This window comes from Pseudomonas sp. WS 5010 (genome assembly GCF_012985565.1).
Classification (GTDB): Bacteria; Pseudomonadota; Gammaproteobacteria; order Pseudomonadales; family Pseudomonadaceae; genus Aquipseudomonas.
This window is the reverse complement of the sequence record NZ_JAAQWQ010000006.1, coordinates 576,247-601,545: the sequence shown is the minus strand read 5'-3', so window position 1 is coordinate 601,545 and position 25,299 is coordinate 576,247. Positions and strand designations below refer to the sequence as shown.

At 59.9% G+C, this 25,299-nt stretch carries 23 protein-coding genes and 1 tRNA gene; 10 read left to right on the top strand and 14 right to left on the bottom strand.

Annotation, left to right across the window (positions count from 1 at the left end; translation table 11 throughout):
* Window positions 1-302: 302 nt before the first annotated feature.
* The 10 genes from HBO11_RS22900 to HBO11_RS22855 all read right to left on the bottom strand — a co-directional run bounded on the left by HBO11_RS22900 (window position 303) and on the right by HBO11_RS22855 (window position 8,358).
* Window positions 303-512 carry a hypothetical protein gene (locus HBO11_RS22900; protein ID WP_253207692.1) on the bottom strand — a complete coding sequence of 70 codons (210 nt, stop codon included), beginning with the start codon at window positions 510-512 and terminating at the stop codon, window positions 303-305.
* Between the two features lie 64 nt (window positions 513-576).
* Complete coding sequence (locus HBO11_RS22895; RefSeq protein ID WP_169953957.1) at window positions 577-1,419, bottom strand: chromosome segregation protein SMC; 843 nt, start codon at window positions 1,417-1,419, stop codon at window positions 577-579.
* Between the two features lie 95 nt (window positions 1,420-1,514).
* Window positions 1,515-4,403 carry a DUF927 domain-containing protein gene (locus HBO11_RS22890; RefSeq protein ID WP_169953956.1) on the bottom strand — a complete coding sequence of 963 codons (2,889 nt, stop codon included), beginning with the start codon at window positions 4,401-4,403 and terminating at the stop codon, window positions 1,515-1,517.
* The gene (locus tag HBO11_RS22885; RefSeq protein ID WP_169953955.1) at window positions 4,400-4,672 is read right to left on the bottom strand and encodes a DUF3077 domain-containing protein; all 273 of its coding nucleotides are present in this window, start codon (window positions 4,670-4,672) and stop codon (window positions 4,400-4,402) included. The genes HBO11_RS22890 and HBO11_RS22885 overlap by 4 nt, the downstream gene beginning before the upstream one ends.
* On the bottom strand, window positions 4,669-4,953 hold the full coding sequence (locus tag HBO11_RS22880; RefSeq protein ID WP_169953954.1) for a hypothetical protein: 285 nt from the start codon (window positions 4,951-4,953) through the stop codon (window positions 4,669-4,671). Before HBO11_RS22880 ends, HBO11_RS22885 begins: the two co-directional genes overlap by 4 nt.
* 530 nt (window positions 4,954-5,483) lie before the next feature.
* Window positions 5,484-5,789 (bottom strand): hypothetical protein, encoded by a 306-nt coding sequence (locus tag HBO11_RS22875; RefSeq protein WP_032861475.1) that lies wholly within the window; start codon window positions 5,787-5,789, stop codon window positions 5,484-5,486.
* Window positions 5,786-6,046, bottom strand: coding sequence for an AlpA family phage regulatory protein (locus HBO11_RS22870; RefSeq protein ID WP_050493002.1), 261 nt, complete (start codon window positions 6,044-6,046; stop codon window positions 5,786-5,788). The genes HBO11_RS22875 and HBO11_RS22870 overlap by 4 nt, the downstream gene beginning before the upstream one ends.
* 89 nt (window positions 6,047-6,135) lie before the next feature.
* Window positions 6,136-6,387: a helix-turn-helix domain-containing protein gene (locus HBO11_RS22865; protein ID WP_169953953.1), complete on the bottom strand. Its 252-nt coding sequence runs from the start codon at window positions 6,385-6,387 to the stop codon at window positions 6,136-6,138.
* 491 nt (window positions 6,388-6,878) lie between these two features.
* Window positions 6,879-8,114 carry a tyrosine-type recombinase/integrase gene (locus tag HBO11_RS22860; RefSeq protein WP_169953952.1) on the bottom strand — a complete coding sequence of 412 codons (1,236 nt, stop codon included), beginning with the start codon at window positions 8,112-8,114 and terminating at the stop codon, window positions 6,879-6,881.
* A 167-nt stretch (window positions 8,115-8,281) separates the two neighbouring features.
* Window positions 8,282-8,358, bottom strand: a tRNA-Arg gene (locus HBO11_RS22855).
* Between the two features lie 369 nt (window positions 8,359-8,727).
* On the opposite strand from HBO11_RS22855, the gene gabD reads away from it, so the two are divergent.
* The 3 genes from gabD (at window position 8,728) to HBO11_RS22840 (ending at window position 12,981) form a co-directional block, all read left to right on the top strand.
* Window positions 8,728-10,170 carry an NADP-dependent succinate-semialdehyde dehydrogenase gene (gene gabD / locus HBO11_RS22850; RefSeq protein ID WP_099170293.1) on the top strand — a complete coding sequence of 481 codons (1,443 nt, stop codon included), beginning with the start codon at window positions 8,728-8,730 and terminating at the stop codon, window positions 10,168-10,170.
* Between the two features lie 180 nt (window positions 10,171-10,350).
* Window positions 10,351-11,631, top strand: coding sequence for a 4-aminobutyrate--2-oxoglutarate transaminase (gene gabT / locus HBO11_RS22845; RefSeq protein ID WP_169953951.1), 1,281 nt, complete (start codon window positions 10,351-10,353; stop codon window positions 11,629-11,631).
* Between the two features lie 138 nt (window positions 11,632-11,769).
* Entirely contained in the window at window positions 11,770-12,981 is a 1,212-nt protein-coding gene (locus HBO11_RS22840; RefSeq protein WP_169953950.1) for an HDOD domain-containing protein, read from the top strand.
* 239 nt (window positions 12,982-13,220) lie between these two features.
* Here the strand turns inward: HBO11_RS22840 and HBO11_RS22835 are convergent, their stop codons facing one another.
* Together HBO11_RS22835 and desA are read right to left on the bottom strand one after the other, a co-directional pair.
* Window positions 13,221-14,228, bottom strand: coding sequence for a sensor domain-containing diguanylate cyclase (locus tag HBO11_RS22835; RefSeq protein WP_169953949.1), 1,008 nt, complete (start codon window positions 14,226-14,228; stop codon window positions 13,221-13,223).
* Window positions 14,229-14,495: 267 nt separating this feature from the next.
* A complete protein-coding gene (gene desA / locus HBO11_RS22830; protein ID WP_169953948.1) occupies window positions 14,496-15,677 on the bottom strand; it encodes a delta-9 fatty acid desaturase DesA in 1,182 nt (393 codons plus the stop codon).
* Between the two features lie 165 nt (window positions 15,678-15,842).
* Between desA and dibA the strand changes: the two genes are divergently transcribed.
* The 6 genes from dibA (at window position 15,843) to HBO11_RS22800 (ending at window position 22,158) form a co-directional block, all read left to right on the top strand.
* Window positions 15,843-17,753, top strand: a complete 1,911-nt coding sequence (gene dibA, locus HBO11_RS22825; RefSeq protein WP_169953947.1) for a phosphodiesterase DibA — start codon at window positions 15,843-15,845, stop codon at window positions 17,751-17,753.
* A gap of 284 nt (window positions 17,754-18,037) precedes the next feature.
* Window positions 18,038-18,220 carry a sulfur starvation response protein OscA gene (oscA, locus tag HBO11_RS22820; RefSeq protein WP_029299482.1) on the top strand — a complete coding sequence of 61 codons (183 nt, stop codon included), beginning with the start codon at window positions 18,038-18,040 and terminating at the stop codon, window positions 18,218-18,220.
* 75 nt (window positions 18,221-18,295) lie between these two features.
* Window positions 18,296-19,306 carry a sulfate ABC transporter substrate-binding protein gene (locus tag HBO11_RS22815; RefSeq protein WP_169953946.1) on the top strand — a complete coding sequence of 337 codons (1,011 nt, stop codon included), beginning with the start codon at window positions 18,296-18,298 and terminating at the stop codon, window positions 19,304-19,306.
* Window positions 19,307-19,469: 163 nt separating this feature from the next.
* The gene (cysT, locus tag HBO11_RS22810) at window positions 19,470-20,288 is read left to right on the top strand and encodes a sulfate ABC transporter permease subunit CysT (RefSeq protein ID WP_029299485.1); all 819 of its coding nucleotides are present in this window, start codon (window positions 19,470-19,472) and stop codon (window positions 20,286-20,288) included.
* Window positions 20,289-20,301: 13 nt separating this feature from the next.
* On the top strand, window positions 20,302-21,174 hold the full coding sequence (gene cysW, locus HBO11_RS22805; protein ID WP_029299486.1) for a sulfate ABC transporter permease subunit CysW: 873 nt from the start codon (window positions 20,302-20,304) through the stop codon (window positions 21,172-21,174).
* Window positions 21,175-21,177: 3 nt separating this feature from the next.
* Entirely contained in the window at window positions 21,178-22,158 is a 981-nt protein-coding gene (locus HBO11_RS22800) for a sulfate ABC transporter ATP-binding protein (RefSeq protein WP_169953945.1), read from the top strand.
* 105 nt (window positions 22,159-22,263) lie between these two features.
* Here the strand turns inward: HBO11_RS22800 and HBO11_RS22795 are convergent, their stop codons facing one another.
* Complete coding sequence (locus HBO11_RS22795) at window positions 22,264-22,788, bottom strand: Mpo1-like protein (RefSeq protein ID WP_169953944.1); 525 nt, start codon at window positions 22,786-22,788, stop codon at window positions 22,264-22,266.
* An 83-nt stretch (window positions 22,789-22,871) separates the two neighbouring features.
* Between HBO11_RS22795 and HBO11_RS22790 the strand changes: the two genes are divergently transcribed.
* The gene (locus HBO11_RS22790) at window positions 22,872-23,558 is read left to right on the top strand and encodes a Crp/Fnr family transcriptional regulator (RefSeq protein ID WP_169953943.1); all 687 of its coding nucleotides are present in this window, start codon (window positions 22,872-22,874) and stop codon (window positions 23,556-23,558) included.
* Between the two features lie 121 nt (window positions 23,559-23,679).
* Here HBO11_RS22790 and HBO11_RS22785 read toward each other — a convergent pair whose 3' ends face one another.
* On the bottom strand, window positions 23,680-25,290 hold the full coding sequence (locus tag HBO11_RS22785; protein ID WP_169953942.1) for an arylsulfatase: 1,611 nt from the start codon (window positions 25,288-25,290) through the stop codon (window positions 23,680-23,682).
* Between the last annotated feature and the right edge of the window lie 9 nt (window positions 25,291-25,299).

Here is a 25,299-nt window from a genome sequence, read left to right as displayed (position 1 = left end):
TTGGTCGATTCTGTTGAAAAAGTCAGCTTCGGTTCCGACGGCAGAAAAGTGCGCATCTGAGATTGAAATCCTTACTTTTGGCTGAGGCTTCCGGGCTCAGATTTCACGTAGCAGCGTGCAAAAATTGCGTTTTCCCCGGTCATTTTTCGGACAGGTTGAGCGGAGCGACTTTTTCAACACTATCGGTCGGAAGCGGTTATAGGATCCAGTTCCGTCACAGATCAGAAGCCGAAAAATCTGAAACCTTGCTTGTCATGGGAGGATCTAGCGAAGCGGAAGCTGCTTAAGCTTCCGCTTCTTTATCAACCGGTCTTTCTTTTGAGCTGGAGGTCAATGAAATCAAGCTCCGCCTTGATGGCGTCAATCGTGAGCGTCTCGACTTTAGTGTCTTTTTTTGCTCTTGCATTGAGCTTTTTCATACCGGCCAGGACGACAATTATCCCGTTCAAATGAAGCTTTCGGGCCTTAAGGTAATCAGGCATCTGTGCGCTGTTCTGTGGTGGTTTGTTCATCGGGGCACCCTTGGTATGCCCGAAACAACCTGTTTCTCGCAGGCTGCTTCGGGAATGGTTTAATTTAAGCGGCCAAGAGATCAATCAGGCTGTGTTGGCTAGAGCGATCTGAGAGTTCTCGCCAGGTCCAGCTACCAAAACGCTCGCCCAGTTCAGGGATATCCAGCTTCAATAGGGCAACCGGGTCCCGACTAATCAATCTTCGTGCGGCCCACAACTGGCCACCGGTTTCCAGCAGCGCTTTCGCGGCCTCGTTCCACTTTTCTTCTAACACTGTGTTCGCCAGATGAGCCGCTTCATTCTCGATCTTGGCGTGTTCTTTTTGTGCCTCCGTGATATGTAGATCAATGGTCACCAGCTCCTGTTCCAGCGCGGTGATGAGTAGTTGTTGGCGGCGGTGATGCTCAACCGCAGTTGCGAGGGCTTTTGCTGCTTTTTGAGCTTCTGCGTTAGCCGCTTTCTCGCCCTCCACATCACCCCAGGCGACAGCCTGCGCATAAGCGGTGGCTGCGTCCGTTTCAGCTTGTCGAGCCTTTGCCATGTCTTCCTGATCGCTCTGGCGGACCTGCTGCAACCGTGTCTCAATGCTGTTGCGCTTTTCGTTGAGCTCCATCTCGTCGGCTTTCCAAGTTGCCATCGCGCTGATGTAGCCCGCAGCCAAGCTCTCACGGTTCGCCAGTGCTTCACGGCGATCAATTTTTTGATTCAGGATGTGGATCTCAAGATTTCGTGAGTCGATACGTCTTTTGTGATCGTTGATTTCATCCTGGACGGCCCTTTGACGGCCCTCCTGGATAACCTCGGGACTTTCCAATGCCGTCTCAAAGGGCGCGAGGTCGTGCTGAATGCTCTCTATTTCTAGGGTCAGTTCGTCGCGACGGTCTTTCAGTTCTTGGATAGTGTTCATCTGTATTGTCTCTGTGCATTACGATTGATAAGGATGGTTGAACGGCTGGCGAGGCCGGGAATTAGCCGGCGCTACCTCCATCAGCAGGCATGCCATCAGGCGGCCTTGGCCTCGCTTTCATCCGTTCCTGGAACCGTCTTCACCACGTAGCAGCGTTGAGGTCCTAACCCTGGCAGGCGAATCAAGCTGTACGCCTTTCCATCGCTTCCTGGCTCGAGTACGCCCCGTTGCAGCAGCTCCTTGTTCACCGCGCTGATGTTCATGCCCTTGAAGATCTCGGCTCTCCAGGCTTCAGGCAGCACGTAGTAGGTGTTGGTGGTGTGCAGGGCGTCGCCCATGCCGTGTTCCAGTGTCTTGCGAAAGCCCAGCCGATCAATCGTGCGTGGGCCGTGTTCATCGATCTTGGCGGCGGCTGACTCCCAACGGGTAAAGCGGCTTTCGCCAAAGCGTTCGATGACCTGCCTCAGCCGCGCCAAAATCGCATCGCCCTCGAAGTTTCCGGCGCCGCCGCGTTCGGCCAGCCACGCATGCAGACACACGCGCGCAGCCGTCGTGGCCGTGCCATCGGGCCAGCCAGTGACGCCGAAGGCGGTGGCCAACTCACCGGCCGCTGCCGCGAGGCCGAAGCGAAGGGCAGCACGCTGGGCCTGACCACTGGCCGAGGCGGGCAGGTTTTGGCTGATGAACTGCTCCACCGTGCGGCGAACGATCACCGACCACCTGAGCATTTCTCCAGGCGCACACAGTGCGTGCAGGAAGGCGGTGAGGGGTGTGCCGTAGTATTTGGCGACACGGGCCTTGAGCGCATCAGAAAGGGCGGCAGCGTCCTCAAAACCGTTCAGCACATCGAACATGCCCAGCCCTTTGCTGGCATCCGCAGGCACAGCGAGCATGCGGACTTCCATACCTGCTTTTAGCTCCTTATTGGCATCCGCCATGTGCTGCGCCAAGGTTTTCTCGCCCGTCGAGAGAAACAACAGGCGCCACTCCTGCACCTGTCGGCCCGCTTGTCCTCGATCATTCGCCCGCGCCTTACCGGTGCCGTTGCCGAGCATGTAGACCGTCTCGCCAATAATGCGTGGGTCACACATACCGATTTCATCCAGCACCAGGAGACCGTCTGAGTGCGCGGCGGCGATGGATTCCAGGGCGTTGTCTGTTGAACGCCATGAACGCACCACACGCGGCCCGCCATAAACCGAGGCCGCTACCTGCAAGTGGGTGGTCTTGCCCCCGGAACTGTCACCGTATAGGTGGAAACCACCCGACTCATGCCCGAGTAGATTCAGCAGAGGCCCTGCAAAGGCCACAGAGACCACAAACGCCAATCGATGGTTACCAATGCACAGCGCGCCGATTTGTTGCTGCCATTGCTCCAGAGAGCCCGCTTCATTGATCGGTGGCAACTGCGCCCCGGCTTCATAAAAATGCAGATGTTCGGCGTGCGATCCGATTTGCTGCTCGGGCAGAAGGAAGGCGTTACCGTGCCAGCCGAGACGCGTTACCAAGCGGGCACGCTGGGCGCTATCGAACCCGCCGAGGTAGCTCTGCAAGTCATTACGTGCGTTACGCCCCGACCGGCTTCCGGCAAGGCGTAGGCCCATGTCTACCAGCGGCCCGAGGACGTCCTTGCCGAAGTCGCCAGTCATGGTCCGGGCCGGGATATTCCAGCGCTTTTTGGCGCCGTCCGGGTCGTCGAACTCGACCAATAAACCCCAGTTGTGGCCCTTGTCGTCGCGAGTGCGAGCGATGATTTCGAGAGGCGAGCACACAGGACGCGCCTCGCCATCATCGCCGGAATAAAACACCCCTTCAGGCGTCAGGCGAAAGCCGCCCGGCAACAGGTCATTTTTCGATTTCGCGGGGCGTTTTGCAGGTGCCTTAGCCTTCGGTTCTTGGGGCTCAGTGGGCTCAGCAACAGTGTCGAAAAACACGCCGTTAAGCACCCGCTCGGTCACGTGCTCAGCGGTCCAACCTTTGGCTATTGCGTCCGCTGCATCATCGCCATCCGCCCATTTTCCACCCTTGATCAGTGTCGGCTTGCCACCTTTGCTGCTGGGCTTGAGCTTGAACACGTCGAGCGAGATTCGTTGCACTGAAGCGGCGCCCAGCTCAATCAGCTTGAGCTCGATGGCTTTCATGCAGGTCTGGCCGCTGGCATCGTTATCCGGCCACAGCACCACAGCGCGCCCTTTGAGTGGCGTCAGGTCGGCCTTGTGCCAGGAGTTGGAGCCGTTCGGCCAGCAGGTGGCTACGTGGTCGGGCATCAGTTCGGCGGCGGCGTCAGCAGCCTTTTCACCTTCACACAGCACCACAGGCGCATCTACACGCTGTGCCAGCTCATCCAGGCGCAGCAATGGCCGTGGTTCCGGCAATCCTTGCCAGCGCCATTGTGTGGTTTGCCCATCGGAGCGCTTGCACCAGGTCAGCGGTGCGAAGACCTTTCGCGGCTTGCCGTCTTCATCTGGGCCCAGGTCGAAGCGATACAGCGCCATGATCGGCAGGCCCTGAGCATCGCGATAGATCCACACCTTGGACGGAACACCGTGTTGCCGGTGTTTAGCTGGGCACTTGTTCATGGCCTCGGCCGGGATCGGCTGGATCGCGATCCACTCCGGCGTTGCGCTCTTGGCCGGTGCGCTTTTGGTTGTCGCGGAACCAGCGGAAACGCTGAGCAGATCCGCCAGCTTTTTGCAGGCATCAACGTCCGTGCCGCCGTCGATGTAGCGCACCAGGTCAATCAGATCCCCGCCTTTATCGCCGGTGGCAAAATCCGCCCAGGTGCCTTTGTTTAAATTGACCTTGAGTGAACCTGCACGTTTATCGGTGCGCGTCGGATTCGGTGCGGTGTATTCCTTGCCGCCGTCGACGCGTTTACCGTTTGGCAGCCAGTGAGTAAGGACGCGTTCGATGTTCTTCAAGGCAGCGCTTTTTACGTCGGCAAAGCTGGGACGTTTTGAGGTGTTGCCGGTACGCTGAGTCATAGTGCGGTCCTCGACTCAAGCAACGCCTCGTTCACGTCGTCGATCAGCGCCTTAGCCATCTCGCCGAGGTAGAACGCAGGCCAACTAAAACGCTCGCTCGCATCGCTGATGGCGGCGTCGAGGATCAGTTGATTGGTGTGGTGCAGAATCTGGGAGACGGCTTCAAGTGCGTCCTCCAGCGGAATACCGGCATTTACCCGAAAAAGGTTTTGGCCGTTACCGTTGGCAGGGGAAAACTCGGAGCGTCCACGCGTGCTGGAGTGGGTCACAGCGCACCGCCTTTCTGGCCCATCGGCACAGAGGAGGCATCACCGTACATGGCGAGTGTTTTGATTAAGCCCAAGGTGCCGCGCACGTCCCAAATAACAGACGACAGCACGCGGTTGGAAAGCAGGGGTTTATCCCCGTCTAAGTGGTCTTCCAGCAGCATGAGAACTGAGTCGGCACGGTCGAGGGCGCAGGTGATGGCGTCGATGGGAATACCGGCTTCAGCATCCTGGCTGACGCAGAGTAGATCCTCGGGCAGTGCAAAGCCTGGGAGCATGCTCATTGGGCACCCCCTGCGGCTTCCAGGGCGCGAGCCTTCGACATATGGGCGTTGTAACGGGAGAGGCGTGTAGCGAGGCTGGAGTTGGCGTGTAAAGCGGCGAGAGCCATTGCTCGATGAGCGGCGGCGCGAATTTTGGACGGATTGAGGGCGCGCATGTGGTGTAGCTCCTTTTCTGTGTAGGAGCTGCCACTGATCGTCGCCAAACGAATTAGGGTGGCAGCTGTGCGCAGGTTGGCGAACCGGGGAAAAGGAACCCGGCAGACCCGAAGGTCTCCCACGCACAGCCACCATAAAATAGGAATGCGGGCACAAAAAAAGCGCCTGCAATCGTAATGGGGGCGCCTGTGCGCCTTTTCTATCCGGGTCGCCAAACCCGGTCGCTGAATTTGCAGCGACGATCAGAGAGTACCGTCCGTTTTTTGAAAGTGCAACTGTGTGGATCCCTTGCGGATTTTTTCTATGCGGCATAAATTGATCATGCATGTAGATTTACCTCAACGCCTCCGGTTGCCGCCGGGGGCGTTTTCGTTTCAGGCATTGATTTCCCAGCGCAGGGAAAGCAGTGGGAGGAAGTCGGCGTCGAGGCAAGATCGTGCATCTTCGTAAGCGTCGATTTGTTGGCCTTCATCTAAGATCGCAGCGCGCGGTGCTTCGCTGGGTATCGAGAGCGCGCACCAGGTGCCGTCCGCCCAATGCATGACGACAATTACTCGATTTAGGCGTTTTTGTTGCGCTCTGTGGCGCTCAAAACGTTGCATCCAGCGCGACGAAAAACCGACTTTTCTGAGTGCAGAGAAGGGCCGCAAGATGGCCTTGTTCGCTATATGGCTCGTCATGCCGCCACCTTGTCGCGAGCGGCGATACGTGCGCGTGTCCAATCCAATATTTCGGCCAATACCCAGGCAACCGGAGCTCCACGTGCATTGCTGTCGGTGAGTTTCACGGCTTGCGGAAAACCGCTCTCGGGCTGGCTCATGAGCTTGTAGACGGTTGCTCGGCCAATACCTGTCAGGGCCATGACTTGATTGATGCGTATCAGCGTGGCAGCGGGGTCGAACCGTCCCACTTCTGTATCGGATCCGGTGAGGGGCAAGCATGCGAATCCTGCATGGTTTTTCTTGTAAGGGGCGCTTGGTGTCGATGGAGCAATGTCCACGATTTTTGCGGGCTGCTTGGGGCTGCTCATTGGGCACCTTCCCCCGCAGTCTTAGCGTTGGAGCACACTCGGCTTTCAAGCCATGCGGCAACATCTTGAGAGCGGTAACGAACCCGAGATCCGGTTTTGACGTAGGGAAGTGAATTGCTACGCGAACTTCGCCACGCGGCAAGCGTTCGACTGGACAGACCTAGTGCAGTAGCGACTTGATCGGTGGTGAGCAGACAAGCAGAGACGAGAGAGGTCGTCGAGGGGGCTAAAGGGTCGTGAAGGTTCATAGCGTGTTTCCTGTCGTAGTTCGTACAGGCCCCAGCTATGTAAACGATTTTCTATTTTTTAAAAGTTTTATTTTCGATGATTTTCGATGCGAGTTTGTTGGATAAGGCAATTTAAGTCAGCAAGATCGCAGCAAGTTTTCTCTTTCTACTGGGGCTGTCCTACCTTGTCCTACTGGTTTTCTATACAGTTAAAAAACTGATAATAAAAAATGAAGATCGGCGCGTTTCAGACGAACGGTAGTGCCCCAGGCCCCTTTCGGTGGTGGCGATGACAGCGGCGCCTCATGAGCGTGGGACGGCTAATAAGAGATGGCCGCCAGAAGTTTTGGGCCACCTAGGCGTAACACGAGTTTGATGCGTAACACGCGGTTTAGGGATGTCTTTCTGCGCGTGTTACGCCAATTATATCCAATAAAATCAATGTCTTGAGTGTGTGCGTAACGAGCGTAACACCAGTAACACCGATTTCTGATGGGATGGGGTTGGTATGTTCATACGGCCTTTCCGAAATGACCTTGAACAATGTTGCCTTGCGCTAACTCATCAAGATGATCGGCATACCACTGCATCATCACTCTGCGCTGAGGCAGGTACACCGCTTTGTTGTACACCCCTGCAATTCCCTCCTTTGCATGAGAGAGCTGGGCCTCAATGTGATTCTCATCGAAACCCTGCTCATTGAGTATGGTGCTGGCGATATGACGAAAGCCGTGGCCTGTCTGCCGACCTGCATATCCCAATCTGCGTAGCGCCATTAGAAAGACGGTGTTGCTACGTGAGATTGTCCTGTCCTTCCTGCCTGGAAATAGGAGGGGGTAGGCACCTGTCAGTGTTCGTAATTCAGTGAGCGCTTCGATTGCCTGTCGAGAGAGAGGTACCACATGTTCACGACGACGCTTCATCCGTTCGGCAGGGATCGTCCATAACTTTTTGGAGAGATCGATTTCTGACCAGCGCGCTTCCCGAATCTCGCTTGGGCGCGATGCTAATAAGGAAAGCAAGCGAAGCCCTATACGAACGTCCTTTGCGTGAGGGTAGGAGTTGATTGCTCGAAGTAGCGCGGGCAGTTCTTCAATCGAAACGTGTGCATAGTTTTCAGCGCTTCGCGACTGTAGGAATTTGCTGAGACCTTCAAGGGGGTTATGGACGGCTCGTCCTGTTACGCGGGCAAGGTCATAGATCTCTTTGCAAAAGGCGCGAACCCGGCCCATTTGTTCAATGATCCCCTTCTGTTCCATGCCGCGTAGAAACTCCATCCATTCCAGGGGCAGTATTTCTGTGTACACGCGTTTGCCGAAGACAGGGAATACGTGAAGCTCCAGTGCGCCCAGTACTCGTCGAGACGTACCTGATTCCCAGCTTGTACGTCTGGCCTCAAACCACTCGCGGCCTAATGCTTCAAAGGTGTTGTTGGCAGCAACCTGGTCTGCAACCTTCCGAGCTTGCTTGCTCACCAATGGATTTTTGCCGGTCGATGCGTCTTCCCGCAGTTGAGCTGCTTTCTGTCTCGCCAATGAGCCACTGATTTCCGGGTAGCCGCCGAGACCCAGCCAAGACCATTTCCCGTCTGGCTTTTTGTAGCGCAGCTCCCATGATTTCTGCCCGTTAGGTTTCACCCGGAAGTACAGGCCATTCCCGTCCTGCTCCCGATACGTCGTGTGCTCAGGCTCCAGGCCTGCGAGAGTGGTGTCTGCTAAGGGGCGGCGTTTGATTTCAGTGCGCTTCACTTCCTGTATGCCTCCAGTTATAGGAATCTCAAAGCATACACGTGGGCATACACGGCGGGAAGTTATAGGGGTAGACAGGGGTGGATAGCCAGAAACAAGAAAGCCCGCACGGGGCGGGCTTCTTGGAGTGTTTCGTAGACTGTCTGAGACAGCCCGAGACTACTATATGGTGCACCCGGCGGGATTCGAACCCACGACCCCTGCCTTCGGAGGGCAGTACTCTATCCAGCTGAGCTACGGATGCTTGTGCGGGCGCCATCATACCCATGTCGACCTTGGGCGTCCATGCTGGTTTTTGGCCGTCTGCCGGTAGGATTCTGGTGCAGCGAGGCTCTGTACCGGGCGGTGTGTGCCGGTGATGCGCAATTCGGCTCCGTTACGCCTGTCAGAATAGTCTGGCTAATGCGCCGTTTTCGTTCTTTTTTTCGAACAGACTATTGCCCTGCCCCCCCATTGATCCTAGGATTCGTTTGAGATTTCAAACGCTCTGTCTCCCGTGCGCGATGTTTCAGCTTGCGCCCAGTGACTGATTTCCCTGACGGCAGCCTTCGAGGCGCCTTTCAACAACTCTAATTTGCCCCGCGCGCGCGCGGTGCTGTTAAGGAAAGCCGACATGCAGCTTAAAGACACCCAGTTGTTCCGCCAGCAAGCCTTTATTGATGGCGCTTGGGTCGATGCGGACAACGGTCAAACGATCAAGGTCAACAACCCCGCGACTGGCGAGATCCTGGGCACCGTGCCGAAGATGGGCGCCGCCGAAACCCGTCGTGCCATCGAAGCTGCCGACAAGGCCTTGCCGGCCTGGCGCGCACTGACCGCCAAGGACCGTGCGAACAAGCTGCGTCGCTGGTTCGAGCTGATTATCGAGAACCAGGATGACCTGGCGCGCCTGATGACCCTGGAGCAGGGCAAGCCGCTGGCCGAAGCCAAGGGCGAAATTGTCTACGCCGCTTCGTTCATCGAGTGGTTCGCCGAAGAGGCCAAGCGTATCTACGGTGACGTGATCCCTGGCCACCAGCCGGACAAGCGCCTGATCGTGATCAAGCAGCCGATCGGCGTCACCGCCGCTATCACGCCGTGGAACTTCCCGGCCGCGATGATCACCCGTAAAGCCGGCCCGGCCTTGGCCGCCGGTTGCACCATGGTTCTCAAGCCTGCGTCGCAAACCCCGTTCTCGGCGTTCGCCCTGGCTGAGCTGGCCCAGCGTGCCGGGATTCCAAACGGCGTGTTCAGTGTGGTCTCCGGCAGCGCTGGCGATATCGGCAGCGAGCTGACCAGCAACCCGACCGTGCGTAAATTGTCCTTCACCGGCTCGACCGAAATCGGCCGCCAGTTGATGGCCGAATGCGCCAAGGACATCAAGAAAGTTTCCCTGGAGCTGGGCGGCAACGCGCCGTTCATCGTGTTTGACGACGCCGACCTGGATAAGGCCGTCGAAGGCGCGATCATCTCCAAGTACCGCAACAACGGCCAGACCTGCGTCTGCGCCAACCGCCTGTACATCCAGGATTCGGTGTATGACGCGTTCGCTGAAAAACTCAAGGTGGCCGTGGCCAAGTTGAAGATCGGCAATGGTCTGGAAGAAGGCACCACCACCGGTCCCCTGATCGATGAAAAAGCCGTGGCCAAGGTCCAGGAACACATCGCCGATGCCTTGAGCAAAGGCGCGACGCTGTTGGCTGGCGGCAAGGTCATGCAAGGCAACTTCTTCGAGCCGACCATCCTCACCAACGTGCCGAAAAACGCTGCCGTGGCCAAGGAAGAAACCTTCGGCCCGCTGGCGCCGCTGTTCCGCTTCAAAGACGAAGCCGAAGTGATCGCGATGTCCAACGACACCGAGTTCGGCCTGGCCTCCTACTTCTATGCCCGCGACCTGGGTCGTGTGTTCCGTGTGGCCGAGGCTCTGGAATACGGTATGGTCGGCGTCAACACCGGGCTGATCTCCAACGAAGTGGCGCCGTTCGGCGGTATCAAGGCGTCGGGCCTGGGCCGTGAAGGCTCCAAGTACGGGATCGAGGACTACCTGGAAATCAAATACCTCTGCCTGGGCATCTAACCGGCAAGGTATCGCTGCAAACGCAAAGGGCACGAGAGCGCTGTCCCTTTGCGTGCTTCACACCGTTATTCGAAGTGGCCGGGAAAGCTGTGGCAGTCGATCATCGCATGCTGCCGTAGTTGCCTCCCCGCCACGTAATCCTTGGACCACGCCACCCGATGAGTGGCGAATGAGGACTTTATGAGCAACAAGACCAACGCTTCCTTGATGAAACGCCGCGAAGCCGCTGTACCGCGCGGTGTTGGCCAGATTCACCCGATCTTCGCCGAATCCGCGAAGAACGCCACCGTGACTGACGTTGAAGGTCGCGAGTTCATCGACTTCGCCGGCGGCATCGCCGTGCTGAACACCGGTCACCTGCACCCGAAAATCATCGCGGCCGTGACCGAACAGCTGAACAAGCTGACCCACACCTGCTTCCAGGTCCTGGCCTACGAGCCGTACGTGGAGCTGTGCGAAAAAGTTAACGCCAAGGTCCCAGGTGATTTCGCCAAGAAAACCCTGCTGGTCACCACCGGTTCCGAAGCCGTTGAAAACGCCGTGAAAATCGCGCGTGCCGCGACTGGCCGTGCCGGTGTGATCGCCTTCACTGGTGCCTACCACGGCCGCACCATGATGACCCTGGGCCTGACCGGCAAGGTCGTGCCGTACTCCGCTGGCATGGGCCTGATGCCCGGTGGCATCTTCCGTGCGCTGTACCCGAACGAGTTGCACGGCGTGAGCATCGACGACTCCATCGCCAGCATCGAACGCATCTTCAAAAACGATGCCGAGCCGCGTGACATCGCTGCCATCATCATCGAGCCGGTGCAGGGCGAAGGCGGTTTCTACGTCGCGCCTAAAGCCTTCATGAAGCGCCTGCGCGAACTGTGCGACAAGCACGGCATCCTGCTGATCGCCGACGAAGTGCAAACCGGTGCCGGCCGTACCGGGACCTTCTTTGCCATGGAACAGATGGGCGTCGCCGCCGACCTGACCACCTTCGCCAAATCCATCGCGGGCGGCTTCCCGCTGGCCGGTGTGTGCGGCAAGGCCGAATACATGGACGCCATCGCCCCGGGTGGCCTGGGCGGCACCTATGCCGGTAGCCCGATCGCTTGCGCCGCGGCCCTGGCCGTGATGGAAGTGTTCGAAGAAGAGCACCTGCTGGACCGCTGCAAGGCGGTTGGCGAGCGTCTGGTCACCGGCCTCAAGGCTATCCAGGCCAAGTACCCGGTGATTGGTGAAGTACGTGCCCTGGGCGCGATGATCGCGGTCGAGCTGTTCGAGGATGGCGACAGCCACAAGCCGAACGCTGCGGCGGTTGCCTCGGTAGTGGCCAAGGCGCGTGACAAGGGCCTGATCCTGCTGTCGTGCGGCACCTACGGCAACGTGTTGCGCGTGCTGGTCCCGCTGACCTCGCCGGATGAGCAGTTGGACAAAGGCTTGGCGATCATCGAAGAGTGCTTCTCTGAGCTGTAGGCGCAGGCTGACCTGATCGACAGAAAAAACCCGCTTCGGCGGGTTTTTTTGTGGGCTGTGCAGCTATTCAGGCCTTGTTCATTGTACGCAGGCGCTTCCTTTGTCTAATGTGCAAGGATTGCCGATGGAGCGTGCTGCATGACTGCTGTTGATTTACCTGCTGTACCCCGAGTGCTGATTGCCGAGACCGACCCCTGGTCGCGGGATCTGCTCAAGCAGGTGTTGTTGAATGTGCGCTGCGACGCGCGGCTGGATGTGTGCGCCGACGGGCAGCAAGCCGCCGAGTTGTTGCGAGATAAACCTTACGATTTGATCATTGCCGATTGGGAACTGCCCGGCGTTGATGGCCTGAGCCTGTTGCGCAGTGTGCGTCAGCGTCGACGGGTGCCGGCGTTGCCGTTTATCCTGCTGAGTGCGCGCAATGACGGCGCCAGCGTGCGCGAAGCGTTGCCGCTGGCGCCCACCGCCTACCTGACCAAACCTTTGAACATGGAAGGCCTTACGCAACGCCTGCAGGACTTGCTGCTCAACGAAGGCCAGACGGTGTATTGCGAAATCCCGGCCCTGGCGGCGGGCATGTCCTTGCCGGTGTTCCTGGAGCAGCGTCGCGAGCTGTCGGACGGCGCGCCGCTGCGGGTTGACGTAAAAGCCGCCGTGCAACGCAGCCTTGCGCCGCAGGGGCTTGACCTCAAGCAGCTGGAAGAACAGGTCAAGGTTGATCCACAGATCACCGCCGTGCTGATCGCCGCCGCGAACAGCGCCGGCCAGCACGGCACGCCGGTGCAGACGCTGTCTATGGCGCTGCATAAGCTGGCGGCCGGGCAGAGCATGAACCTGATCCTTGGCCTGGCCCTCAAGCACAACGTGATCCTCAGCGATGCAGTCTTGATGGAGTATGCCGAACGCCATTGGCAACTGTCCCAGCAGACTGCGCAATACGCCCGCGCCTTGGCGCGCATGCTCGACCTGGATCACGAGCGCTGCTACAGCGCCGGTATTCTCCATCGCCTGGGCGACCTGGCCCTGCTGCGCAGTTTGCAGGAGTGGCGCCAGGGCGGTGGCGAACTGGACGATGAGTTGATTGGCGAGTCGTTGTCCACCTTTGGCGCCAGTTATGGCTCGGCGCTGCGTACGCGCTGGCGCTTGCCCCTGGAGCTGCGCCAACTGGTCGCGGCGATCTACTCCCTGGAAGGCGGGGTGTATTCCCGCGAAGCGCTGGTGATGAATATGGCGGCGCAACTGGCGGGGCTGACCGAGCATGAAGGGGTCGAGGTGCTGGCCAAGGGCAAGACGGCGCGGTTGCTCAAGGTGGGGTTTTCAGAGCTCACGCGCATCCGCAAGCCTGGGTAGGCGTTGTGTCAGGCAGCCACAATGCTGAATGTGCCGCCGCCATCGTAGCCTCGCTGAAGCTCGACAACTCCCACATTGGTTTTGTGGTGCGTCCAAAATTTCCGGCCTGGTCGAGATCCCACATTGGTTTGGCGGGGTATCCAGAATTTCTCGCCTGGTCGAGATCCCCTGTGGGAGCGGGCTTGCCCGCGATGGCGGTGTTCCAGGCGCTATTTTTAGTGCCTTGAAAGGGCAGGCACTCAGCCGGCAATCACCCGGTTCTTGCCCTGGCGCTTGGCTTCATACATGGCTGCATCGGCCCGGGCGAACAGGCTGTCCAGGGTTGCATCTTCGGCGCTGAGGCTGGCCAGGCCCTGGCTGACGGTCACGCTATAGGGTTGGCCTTCATGGCTGAAGCCCAGTTGCCGCACTTCCTGGCCCAGGCGTTCGGCGACTTGCATGGCCCTTTCCGGGGCGCATCCGGGCAGTACCGCGGCAAATTCTTCGCCGCCAATGCGCCCGAACAGGTCGCCACGGCGCAACACCCCGCGACCGCTCTCGGCGATACGCAGCAACACCTGATCGCCCTCCAGGTGGCCGTAGGTGTCGTTGATGGCCTTGAAATCATCGATGTCGAGCAGCAGGAAGGCCAGCGGCAGGCCTTGGGCACAAGCGCGTTCGAATTCGTGATGGGCGCACTCGAAGAAGTGGCGACGGTTGCTGCTGCGGGTCAGCACGTCGGTGGTGGCCAGGCGTTGCAGTTCGAGCTCCAGGTGCTTTTTTTCGGTGATGTCTTCAGCGATGCCCACCACAATCAGCGGCTTTCCCGGCGTGGCCTGCTGGTTGGTAAAACACTTGTCGCTGAGCCAGCGGATCTGCCCGTCTGCAGTGATGATGCGGTACTGGCGATCCTCCACTGCACCCAGCTCCAGCACCTGGGCCAGGCTGTGCTCGGCGTACTGCTGGTCTTCGGGGTGGATGCTGTCGCGCCAGCCGCGGTGCTCGGCCAACAGCAGGCTGGCCGAGCGCCCGAAGATGCGCTCATAGGCGGGGCTTACGTACAGCACGCGCCGGGTTTCCCACTCGATGGCCCAGAGCACGGCGTTGACACTCACCAGCAGTGAGCTCAACAACTGTTCGCGCTCGCTCAGGCGCTCCACTTCGCCCTGGGCGTGCATCAACGCCAGTAGGGTCGCGGCAGCTGCCGGTCGCGACGTATCCGTCGAATCAGGTGTGGTGGAGGTAGGGGAGTCCGTTTCGTGGACCATCGGCACAATTCTCTCTGGACATGCCGCAGCATTGAACAGCAGTCAAAACAAGGCCCGCCAGGATGGCGAAGTGTTGTTTGAGAGAGGGGAATTGCAGCTAAGTTCCGTTATCAGTCGCGATTGAGACGGAATGTTCGGTGACTGTGAAATGGCGCCAAAAAACTGTGGGGCTGGCTTGAAATGTACCTGGGCCTTGTAGGAACTGGCTTGCCAGCGATGGCGGCCTTGAAACTAGGCCTCATCGCCGGCAAGCCGGCTCCTACCGTGTCAGGCGCTGGGGCGTAGGGAGTAGGTTTTCAACTGGTGGGCAAAGTCGCGCAGGGACTGGATCCCGCTGGCCTCGGCCTCGTGCACCCATTCCTTGATGGCGGCGAGCATGTCATGCCCGTTGCTGCTGGTCTTGAGCCAGATCTGTTGCAGCGCCAGGCGCTTTTCGTAGATCACTTTCAAGGCCTGGCTGTGTTCCAGCATGCCCTGGATGCGCAGATGGTGGCGCTCATCCAGCAGGCTGGTTTCCCGTGACAGCAGGCGCTTGGCCCGGTGGAACTGGTGGCGTACCGAATGATCGACCTTTTCCAACTCCTGCTTGACCAGCGGCGCGATCACCAGCTTGCGGTACTGGGCCATGATCTGGAAACGGTTGTTGAGGATCGCCATGGCGGTGTCCATGTCCAGATGGCCTTTGCCTTCGACCCTGTGGGCAATCGGTGCGACGCGTTGCACCTTGGCCAGGCGCAGGAAGCTGAACACCTTGATCCAGGCCCAGCCCAGGTCGAATTCCCACTTCTTCACCGACAGCTTGGCGGAGTTGGGGTAGGTGTGATGGTTGTTATGCAGCTCTTCGCCACCGACGATGATGCCCCACGGCACCAGGTTGGTCGCCGCGTCGCGGCATTCGAAGTTGCGATAGCCGATGGCATGGCCCAGGCCGTTGATCACGCCGGCGGCCCAGAACGGGATCCACATCATCTGGATCGCCCAGATGGTAATGCCGATGGTGCCGAACAGCAGCACGTCGATGACGCCCATGAGGGCCACGCCCAGCAGAGGATAACGGGTGTAGAGCTTGCGTTCGATCCAGTCGTCCGGGCAGTTCTTGCCGTAGATGCGCAGGGTCTCGGGGTTTTCCGCCTCGGCGCGGTACAGTTCGGCACCTTTGCGCAGGACCGTGGACAGGCCCTTGATCACCGGGCTATGGGGGTCGTCGACGGTTTCGCACTTGGCGTGGTGCTTGCGGTGGATAGCGGTCCACTCGCGGGTGTTCTGCGCCGTGGTCAGCCACAGCCAGAAGCGGAAGAAGTGTTTCAGGCCGGCATTGAGCTCCAGGGAGCGGTGGGCTGAATAGCGGTGTAGATAGACCGTGACGCCGATAATGGTCACGTGGGTCATCAACAGAGTGACTGCCACCAGTTGCCAGGCTGACAAGTCAAGAAAACCGTTGTACCACATAGGCTGTATGGCCCTCAGATAAAGAAAAGAACAGCTGACGCATTATCACTAAGCCTACAGATAAAACCAGTCGCCCTTTTGAATAGGAGTGACGAGATGTTACTTATTCTATAATCCGCAGCCTTTGTAGGGCGATTCTGTTTTTTAGTAAGGATTACTAGTTATATGCTGCTTTCATACCGAGGTGCCCTACGTGCAGGGCTGGTGTACTTGCTGCTTTCCGTCCTGTGGATCCAGCTCAGCCAGCAGGTATTTATCAATTTCATCGATGAACCGACGGAAATGGTCCACTGGCAGATGCTGCGCGGCTACCTGTGGGTGACCCTCAGCGCCCTGTTTATTTTCCTGTTGTGCGCCCGCAGCGCCCGCGTTCATCGCATCCAGCAACCCTTGAAGGAAAACCGCGAACGCCTGCGCCAGGCGGCGGCGGTGTTCGATTGCACCCGCGAAGGGGTGTTGGTCACCGACGCACGCGGGCGGATTGTCCACGTCAACCGCGCCTTTATCGAAATCACCGGTTACCAGGTGGATGACGTAATGGGGCGTCAGCCGAGCCTGTTCAAGTCCGGCCGCCATTCGCCGGCTTTTTATGAGCAGATGTTTCGTACCCTCAATCAAGACGGGGAATGGAGCGGCGAGATCTGGAACCGACGTAAAAGCGGGGAAATTTATCCACAGTGGCAAACCATCCGCGTCATCCATGACGACCAGGGCCAGGTCAGCCATTACGTGGCGGTGTTTTCCGACATCAGTGCCATCAAGCATTCCGAGCACGAACTGGCCCACCTGGCCCACCACGACCCGTTGACCGACCTGCCCAACCGCCTGCTGTTCACCGACCGCGCCGAACAGGCGCTGGCCTCGGCGCAGATCCACAAGCGTGGCTGCGCGCTGCTGATGCTGGACCTGGACCACTTCAAGATCATCAACGACAGCCTTGGCCACAATGTCGGCGACCAGTTGCTCAAGGCCGTGGGCGAGCGCCTGCAGGGCCTGTTCGGCCCGGGCGTGACCCTGGCGCGCCTGGGCGGCGATGAATTCGCGGTGCTGGCGGAAAGTTGTCCACAGGTGGTCCAGGCGGCCGCCTTGGCCCAGCGCATCATCGACGGCATGAAGCAGCCGTTTGTGTTCGATGGTCACCAGTTGTTTGTCAGCGTCAGTATTGGCATCAGCCTGTTCCCCAGCGACGCCTTGAGTGCCGAACAATTGCTGCGCAACGCAGACTCCGCGTTGTTCAAGGCCAAGAGCTCCGGGCGCGAAGGCTACGCCTTGTACACCGAGGAGCTGACCGCCCACGCTCAGCACAGGATCGAGATCGGCAATGAGCTGCGCCGCGCCCTCGATCAGCAAGAGCTGCGGGTCTACTACCAGCCGGTCCACGACCTGCAAACCAGCCAGATGATTGGCGTGGAAGCCCTGGTGCGCTGGCAGCACCCATTGCGCGGCCTGGTGCCGCCAGCAGAATTTATCCCGATTGCCGAGCGCACCGGGCTGATCGCCGAGATCGATGCCTGGGTCATGGACCAGGCCTGCCGGCAGATGTGCCGGTGGCTGGCTGAGGGCCGGGGCCTGTCCTTCCTGGCGGTGAATATCTCCAGCCGCCTGTTTGCCCGCCACGAACTGTACGAGCAGGTGGCCAAGGTGCTGCATGAAACCGGCCTGGATCCGGCGAAACTGGAGCTGGAAGTCACCGAAAGCGCGGTGATGGACGACCCGGAAATGGCCCTGGAGCAACTTCACCGCCTGCGCGAGCTGGGCCTGAGCCTGGCGATCGATGACTTCGGCACGGGCTATTCGTCACTGCTGCGCCTCAAGCGGTTGCCGGTGCAGAAGCTGAAAATCGACCAGGGCTTCGTCGCCGGCCTGCCGTGGGATGAAGACGATGCGGCGATTGTACGGGTGGTCATCGCCCTGGCGCAGAGCATGGGCATGCAAGTACACGCCGAAGGCATCGAGCAGATGGAACAGGCGCGGTTCCTGTTGAATCACCAGTGCGATCTTGGCCAGGGCTACTGGTTTGGCCGGCCGATGCTGGCGGCTGACATCGATTGGGCCAGGGCACCCGCCATCCACTAACCCCCACCGGGGGTTGGAATGCAACAAATGTGGGAGCGGGCTTGCCCGCGATGACGGAGTGTCAGCCAGTAAATCTGGCACTGATACACCGCTATCGCGAGCAAGCCCGCTCCCACATTTGCATCTGCGTACGCCTTAACGTCGTGTCCTGCCTGAAAATTCTTTCTGGTTATATAAACATTCTTAAATAGTATTTTTAAGAATATCCGCGCTTATCTACTATCGCTCTCACGCCGCAAGCAGTGCCGCCACTGCCAGGCACTTCTCATTTCAGGAGCACGACCATGAGCGCATCTCTACGCAGCGTTGACGGCCAGGACGAAGCAGCCATTTTGCGCGAGATCCAAAGCGCATTGCGTGACCTGCGTTTTGGCGCAGTGGAAATCACCGTACACAACGCCCAAGTGGTGCAGATCGAACGCAAAGAGAAATTCCGCTTGCAGAGCCCGGGCAACAAACCGAGCTGAGGCAACACGGCGCTTCGATTGCGGGACCCGTACTAATAAGAAAAGCCAACACCCAAGAATTTCAGGAGCTTGTCTATGTCGTCGATTCGCCGTTATGCCCTGGCCGCCCTGGCCAGCGCCGTGTTTGCCGGTTCCGCAGTGGCCAAGGATTACGAGCTGCTCAACGTTTCCTACGATCCGACCCGTGAGCTGTACCAGGACTACAACGCTGAATTCACGGCTTTCTGGAAGAAGGCACACCCTGGCGACAACGTGAAGATCCAGCAGTCCCACGGTGGTTCGGGCAAGCAAGGCCGGGCGGTGATCGACGGCCTGCGCGCCGACGTGGTGACCCTGGCCCTGGCCGGCGACATCGACGAAATCGCCAAGCTGGGCAAGACCCTGCCAGAGAACTGGCAGACCCGCCTGCCTGAAGCCAGCACGCCATACACCTCGACCATCGTGTTCCTGGTGCGCAAGGGCAACCCCAAGGGCATCAAGGACTGGGGCGACCTGATCAAGAATGACGTATCGGTGATCACGCCAAACCCGAAAACCTCCGGCGGCGCCCGCTGGAACTTCCTCGCCGCCTGGGCCTATGGCCTCAAGGCCGGTGGCAGCGAAGCCAAGGCCCAGGAATACGTGAAAGAGCTGTTCAAGCACGTGCCGATCCTCGACACCGGTGCTCGCGGTTCGACCATCACCTTCGTCAACAACGGTCAGGGTGACGTGTTGCTGGCCTGGGAAAACGAAGCGTTCCTGGCCCTCAAGGAAGATGGCGGCGCTGACAAGTTCGACATCATCGTGCCGTCCCTGTCGATCCTCGCCGAGCCACCCGTGGCCGTGGTCGACAAGAATGCCGAGAAAAAGGGCAACACCGAAATTGCCACGGCGTACCTCAACCACCTGTACAGCCCGGCTGGCCAGGAGATCGCGGCGAAGAACTTCTACCGCCCGCGTGACAAGGATGTGGCCGCCAAATACGCCCAGCAGTTCCCGAAACTGGACCTGGTGACTATCGACAAAGACTTCGGCGGCTGGAAAACTGCCCAACCGAAATTCTTCAACGACGGTGGCGTGTTCGACCAGATCTACACGGCGCAGTAAGCCACACTACTGCTAGGTACGAGCTTTGTGTGGGAGCCGGGCTTGCCCGCGATAGCATCACCGCGGTGTAACTGATACACCGAGGTGCCTGCATCGCGGGCAAGCCCGGCTCCCACAAAGGCTTGCTCCGGCAGGGGTATCTACCCGCTAACCAAGGACTTTTATGTCGCGTCGTATCTCCCCCGTCATACCCGGCTTCGGGCTGACGCTGGGCTACACCTTGGTGTACCTCAGCCTGATTGTGCTCATACCGCTGGCGGCCATGTTCGTCCATGCCGCCCAACTCACCTGGGATCAGTTCTGGGCCATCATCTCGGCGCCGCGAGTCTGGGCAGCCTTGAAGTTGAGCTTCAGTACCGCCCTGTACGCCGCGCTGATCAACGGCGTGATCGGTACGTTGCTGGCGTGGGTGCTGGTGCGCTACACCTTCCCCGGGCGCAAGATTATCGACGCGATGATCGACCTGCCGTTCGCCCTGCCCACCGCCGTGGCCGGTATTGCGCTGACTGCGCTGTACGCGCCGTCCGGCCTGGTCGGCCAGTTCGCCACCGACATGGGCTTCAAGATCGCCTACACCCCTTTGGGCATCACCCTGGCCCTGACCTTCGTCACCCTGCCCTTTGTGGTGCGCACCGTGCAGCCGGTATTGGCCGATATCCCCCGGGAAATCGAAGAAGCCGCCGCCTGCCTGGGCGCCAAGCCCTTGCAGGTGTTCCGCTACATCCTCGTGCCGGCGCTGCTGCCAGCCTGGTTGACCGGGTTTGCCCTGGCATTTGCCCGTGGCGTGGGTGAGTACGGCTCGGTGATTTTCATTGCCGGCAACATGCCGATGAAAACCGAGATCCTGCCGCTGCTGATCATGGTCAAGCTCGACCAATACGACTACACCGGCGCTACCTCCATCGGCGTGCTGATGCTGGTGGTTTCCTTTGTCCTGCTGCTGCTGATCAACTTGTTGCAGCGGCGCATCGAACACCCATAAGGAGGCGCGGAACATGTCCCAATCGTCTATTTCCGCCGCGTCTTCGGCCAACGCTGCCCGCCGTGGCAGTGCGGTTTCGCGCCGTATCCTGATCGGCCTTGGCTGGCTGATCTTCGCCCTGTTTTTGCTGTTGCCGCTGTTTATCGTGGTGTCCCAGGGCCTCAAGCTCGGCCTGGGCGCGTTCTTTGCCGCGATCTTTGAGCCCGACGCGCTGTCAGCCTTGAAGCTGACGGTGATTGCCGTGCTGATCTCGGTGCCGCTCAACCTGGTGTTCGGTGTCAGTGCGGCCTGGTGCGTGAGCAAGTACTCGTTCCGTGGCAAGAGCATGCTGGTGACCCTGATCGACCTGCCGTTCTCGGTCTCGCCAGTGATCGCCGGCCTGGTCTACGTGCTGATGTTCGGTGCCCAGGGCTTCTTTGGGCCGTGGTTGCAGGATCACGATATCCAGATCGTCTTCGCCTTGCCGGGCATCGTGCTGGCGACGATCTTCGTCACCGTGCCGTTCGTGGCCCGTGAGTTGATCCCGCTGATGCAGGAGCAGGGCACCCAGGAAGAAGAAGCCGCGCGCCTTCTGGGCGCCAATGGCTGGCAGATGTTCTGGCATGTCACCGTGCCCAACATCAAGTGGGGCCTGATCTACGGCGTGGTGCTGTGTACTGCGCGGGCAATGGGTGAGTTCGGCGCGGTGTCGGTGGTGTCCGGCCACATTCGCGGCGTGACCAACACCTTGCCGCTGCACGTCGAGATTCTCTACAACGAATACAACCACGTCGCCGCGTTTGCGGTGGCGAGTCTGTTGCTGATCCTGGCGCTCTTCATCCTGCTGCTCAAGCAGTGGAGCGAGAACCGTATTAACCGCCTGCGCGCCGGTGCGGCTGAGGAATAAGTCATGTCGATCGAAGTCCGTAACGTCAGCAAGAACTTCAACGCCTTCAAGGCCCTGGACAGCATCAATCTGGATATCCAGAGTGGCGAGCTGGTGGCATTGCTTGGCCCCTCCGGCTGCGGCAAGACCACCTTGCTGCGCATCATTGCCGGCCTGGAAACCCCGGATGCCGGGAGCATCGTGTTCCACGGCGAAGACGTGTCCGGCCACGATGTGCGTGATCGCAACGTCGGTTTTGTGTTCCAGCACTACGCGCTGTTCCGCCACATGACCGTGTTCGACAACGTCGCGTTCGGCCTGCGCATGAAACCTAAGAGCCAGCGCCCGAACGAAACCCAGATCGCCGCCAAGGTCCACGAACTGCTGAATATGGTGCAACTGGACTGGTTGTCGGATCGCTACCCGGAACAACTCTCCGGCGGCCAGCGCCAGCGGATCGCCCTGGCCCGCGCCCTGGCGGTTGAGCCCAAGGTGCTGCTGCTCGACGAACCCTTCGGCGCCCTGGATGCCAAGGTCCGTAAAGAGCTGCGCCGCTGGCTGGCCCGCTTGCACGAGGACATCAACCTGACCTCGGTGTTCGTGACCCACGATCAGGAAGAAGCCATGGAAGTCGCCGACCGCATCGTGGTGATGAATAAAGGCGTGATCGAGCAGATCGGCTCGCCGGGCGACGTCTACGAAAACCCGGCCAGCGATTTCGTCTACCACTTCCTCGGCGACTCCAACCGCCTGCACCTGGGCGAAGACCAGCACCTGCTGTTCCGCCCGCACGAAGTGTCGTTGTCACGCCATGAACTGGAAGACCACCACGCTGCGCAAGTGCGCGACATCCGCCCGCTGGGCGCTACCACGCGGGTCACGCTGAAGGTCGAAGGCCAGAGCGAACTGATCGAAGCGGAAGTGGTGAAGGATCACGACAGCCTGACCGGGCTGGAGCGGGGCGAGACGTTGTTCTTCAAACCCAAGGTCTGGCAAAAAGCCTGAGTCTCTGGCCTGCACCAATCACATGTAGGAGCTGGCTTGCCTGCGATGCAGACACCTCGGTGTATCAGTCACACCGCAGTGATGCTATCGCAGGCAAGCCAGCGCCTACACAGGTGTGTGTCGAGCGAGCGCGCGCACCGGCCCCGACCGCTCTTCAATCTGCCGCTTGAGCTCATGGCGCAACCCCAGCAAAAACGCCAACTCCGCCACCACAAACAGCGGCCCCACGATCAGCCCGGACACGTCATCGACAAAGGCCGGCTTGCGCCCCTCGTAGTAATGGCCGACAAACTGGATCACCCAGCCCAGCACAAACAGGCCGATGCCGCTGCTGAGCCACACCAGCGTGCTTTGCGCCGCCAGCACATGTCCAGCCCAGACCGACAGGCCCATCAGCACACTCATCAACACCCCCAGCGCCAGTTCCAGGCGCAGGTAGAACCCTGCAGAAAACAGCGCCAGCAGCACCGCCGGTGATAGCCACAGGCCGGCCACCTGCCATTCGGGGCGTGACAGCAGCACGGCGACGGCCACCACTATCATGGGGATGCCGATAAAGTGGCTGGCGATGTTGCGCGGGTCGCGGTGGTAGGCGGCGTATTGGCTGAGGTGGTCGACGAGGCTTTTCATTGTTATTCCTCCTGTAGGATGCTTGATCATGCCCTGTAGGACTGCGACAAACTGTCAACTGGGCGACAATCTTTGGAGTTCTCATGGACGCAGAGTCTTGGCATGGGCGCCTGTCCAGCGGCCACTGGTACCGCCATCTGCCTGCTCCCTTGCAGCATAGCCTGCTGGCCCACGCCCGCGTGCGGCAGCTGGCGGCGGGGCAGGTGCTGTTCAAGCGCGGTGATCCGCCATGTGGCTTGTATGCGGTGCTCGATGGCAGCCTGCGGATCAGCGCAGTGAGCGCCCAGGGCAAGGAGGCGTTGTTGAGCCTGGCGCAAGCGCCCTTCTGGTTTGGCGAAATCGCCGTGTTCGACGGCCTGCCACGCACCCATGACGCTTGTGCGGTCGGGCCTTGCACGCTGTTGCAGGTGCCGCAGTCGGCGATCCTGCACTTGCTTGCGCAAAGCCCGGCCTATTGGCGGGACATGGCGTTGTTGATGAGCCAGAAGTTGCGGCTGACCTTTATCAATATCGAGCAGTTGAGCCTTGCGCCGGCGTCGGTGCGGGTGGCCCATCGGCTGTGGATGATTGCCGAGGGTTATGGCGAGATCGACGGCTCGCGGCGCGTGGTGCAACTGGCGCAGGAAGATTTGGCGGCGATGCTGGGGGTGTCGCGCCAGACGATCAATGCGCTGCTCAAGGCGTTGCAAGAGCAGGGCGTTGTGCGGTTGGGGTATGGGGAGATTGAGATACTTGATGCCCAGCGGTTGCGGGAGATGGCGCAGGGTTGATGCGGCGCCTTCACTGGCCCCATCGCGGGCAAGCCCGCTCCCACATTCGAATGTATTCACAAATCAAAAAATGTGGGAGCGGGCTTGCCCGCGATGGGGCCAGCCCAGACACTGAAAAACCTCAGTCCGGCTGAAACGGCGAAGCACTCAGCACCACCCCGGTCTCCTCCACATATTGCTGCCAATGGCCAATCAAGGTCGCCAGCTTTTCCGGCTGGCTCGACGCCAGGTCATGGATCTCTCCAGGATCCCTGCCCAAGTCATACAGCTGCCAGGTCGCCGGCCCCACGGGCCCTGGAATGTACACCGCCTTCCACTGCCCCTGGCGAATCGCCCGGCGGCCGAACAGCTCCCAGCCGGTGACGGTATGTTCGTCGTGCACCTGCGCGGTTTCCCCAGATAAAAAGCCCAGCCACGACTTGCCTCGCAGCGGTGCAATCGGCTTGCCGCGCCACTGTTTGCCGGGGTGGCGCACGCCGGCCAGGTCGAGAATGGTCGGGGTGATATCCATCACCGTGCCAAAGCCATGGCTGATCCGACCCTTGAGTGCCAACTGCGGGTAATGCACCAGCGCCGGCACGCGGATCCCGCCTTCGGTGGTGAAGGCCTTGAACAGGCGCGACGGCGCGGTGGCCACCTGGGCCCAGGACGGTCCATACCAGACATAGGAGTTGGCGCGGCCAATGTTGCCCAGGCTGTTGTCGTAATGCTGGTTGAGGTAAGTCAGCAGCTCAGGCCCGAATTTGGGGAAGGCTTCCAGCAGCGCGCCCTCGGCGCCGTTGTCGGACATAAACAGGATGAAGGTATTGTCCAGTTGCCCCTGCTGGCGCAGGTACTCCACCACCCGGCCGATGTTCCAGTCCATGCGCTCGACCATCGCCGCATACACTTCCATGGCCCGCGCCGAGACCTGGCGTTGTTCATCGCTCAGGGCCGCCCACTGGGTGTTCAGTTCGATCAGCGGATGGGGCTCGACCTCGGCATCGATCAGCCCCAGGGCCTTGAGTTTTTCCAGGCGCTCCAGGCGCAGCACCTCGGGGCCGGCGTCGTAGCGGCCACGGTATTTGTCGACGATCTCTACCGGCGCCTGCAACGGCCAGTGCGGGGCGGAAAACGGCAGGTAGGCGAAGAACGGCCGGGCCTGGTCGCGTTCCTTGAGGTACTGCAAAAGCTTGTCGCCAAAGGCATCCGAGGAATAGAAACCTTCGGGCAATTGCTCGACGAAGCGGTCGTCCTCGATATACAGCGCCGGGGTGGATTTGAGCAGGCCAGGGGTGGTGTCGTCGTAGGGCGGCTCGAAACCATAGTGGTTGGCCGCCCCCGGCAGCAGCGAAAACGAGCGCTCGAAACCCCGGGCATGGGGCGCCAGTTCAGCGGTCAGCCCCAGGTGCCATTTGCCGCTCATCAGGGTCTGGTAACCGGCGTCGCGCAGCAGTTCGGGCAGGGCCACCACCTTGTCGTTGAGGTAGCCCTCATAGCCCGGCTTGCCGATCAGCTCCGGGGTCAGCGCCTCGGCCATGGTGCCGATGCCGGCGATATGGTGGTCGGTGCCGGTGAGCAGCATCGAGCGGGTCGGCGAGCAGGTGGGCGCGGTGTGAAAATCGGTCAGGCGCAGGCCGTTGAGCGCCAGGGCGTCCAGGTGCGGCGTAGAGATCTCCCCGCCAAAGGCCCCAAGGTCGGAGAAGCCCATGTCATCGGCCAGGATCACTAGAAAGTTGGGACGTTGCGACATCAAGACACT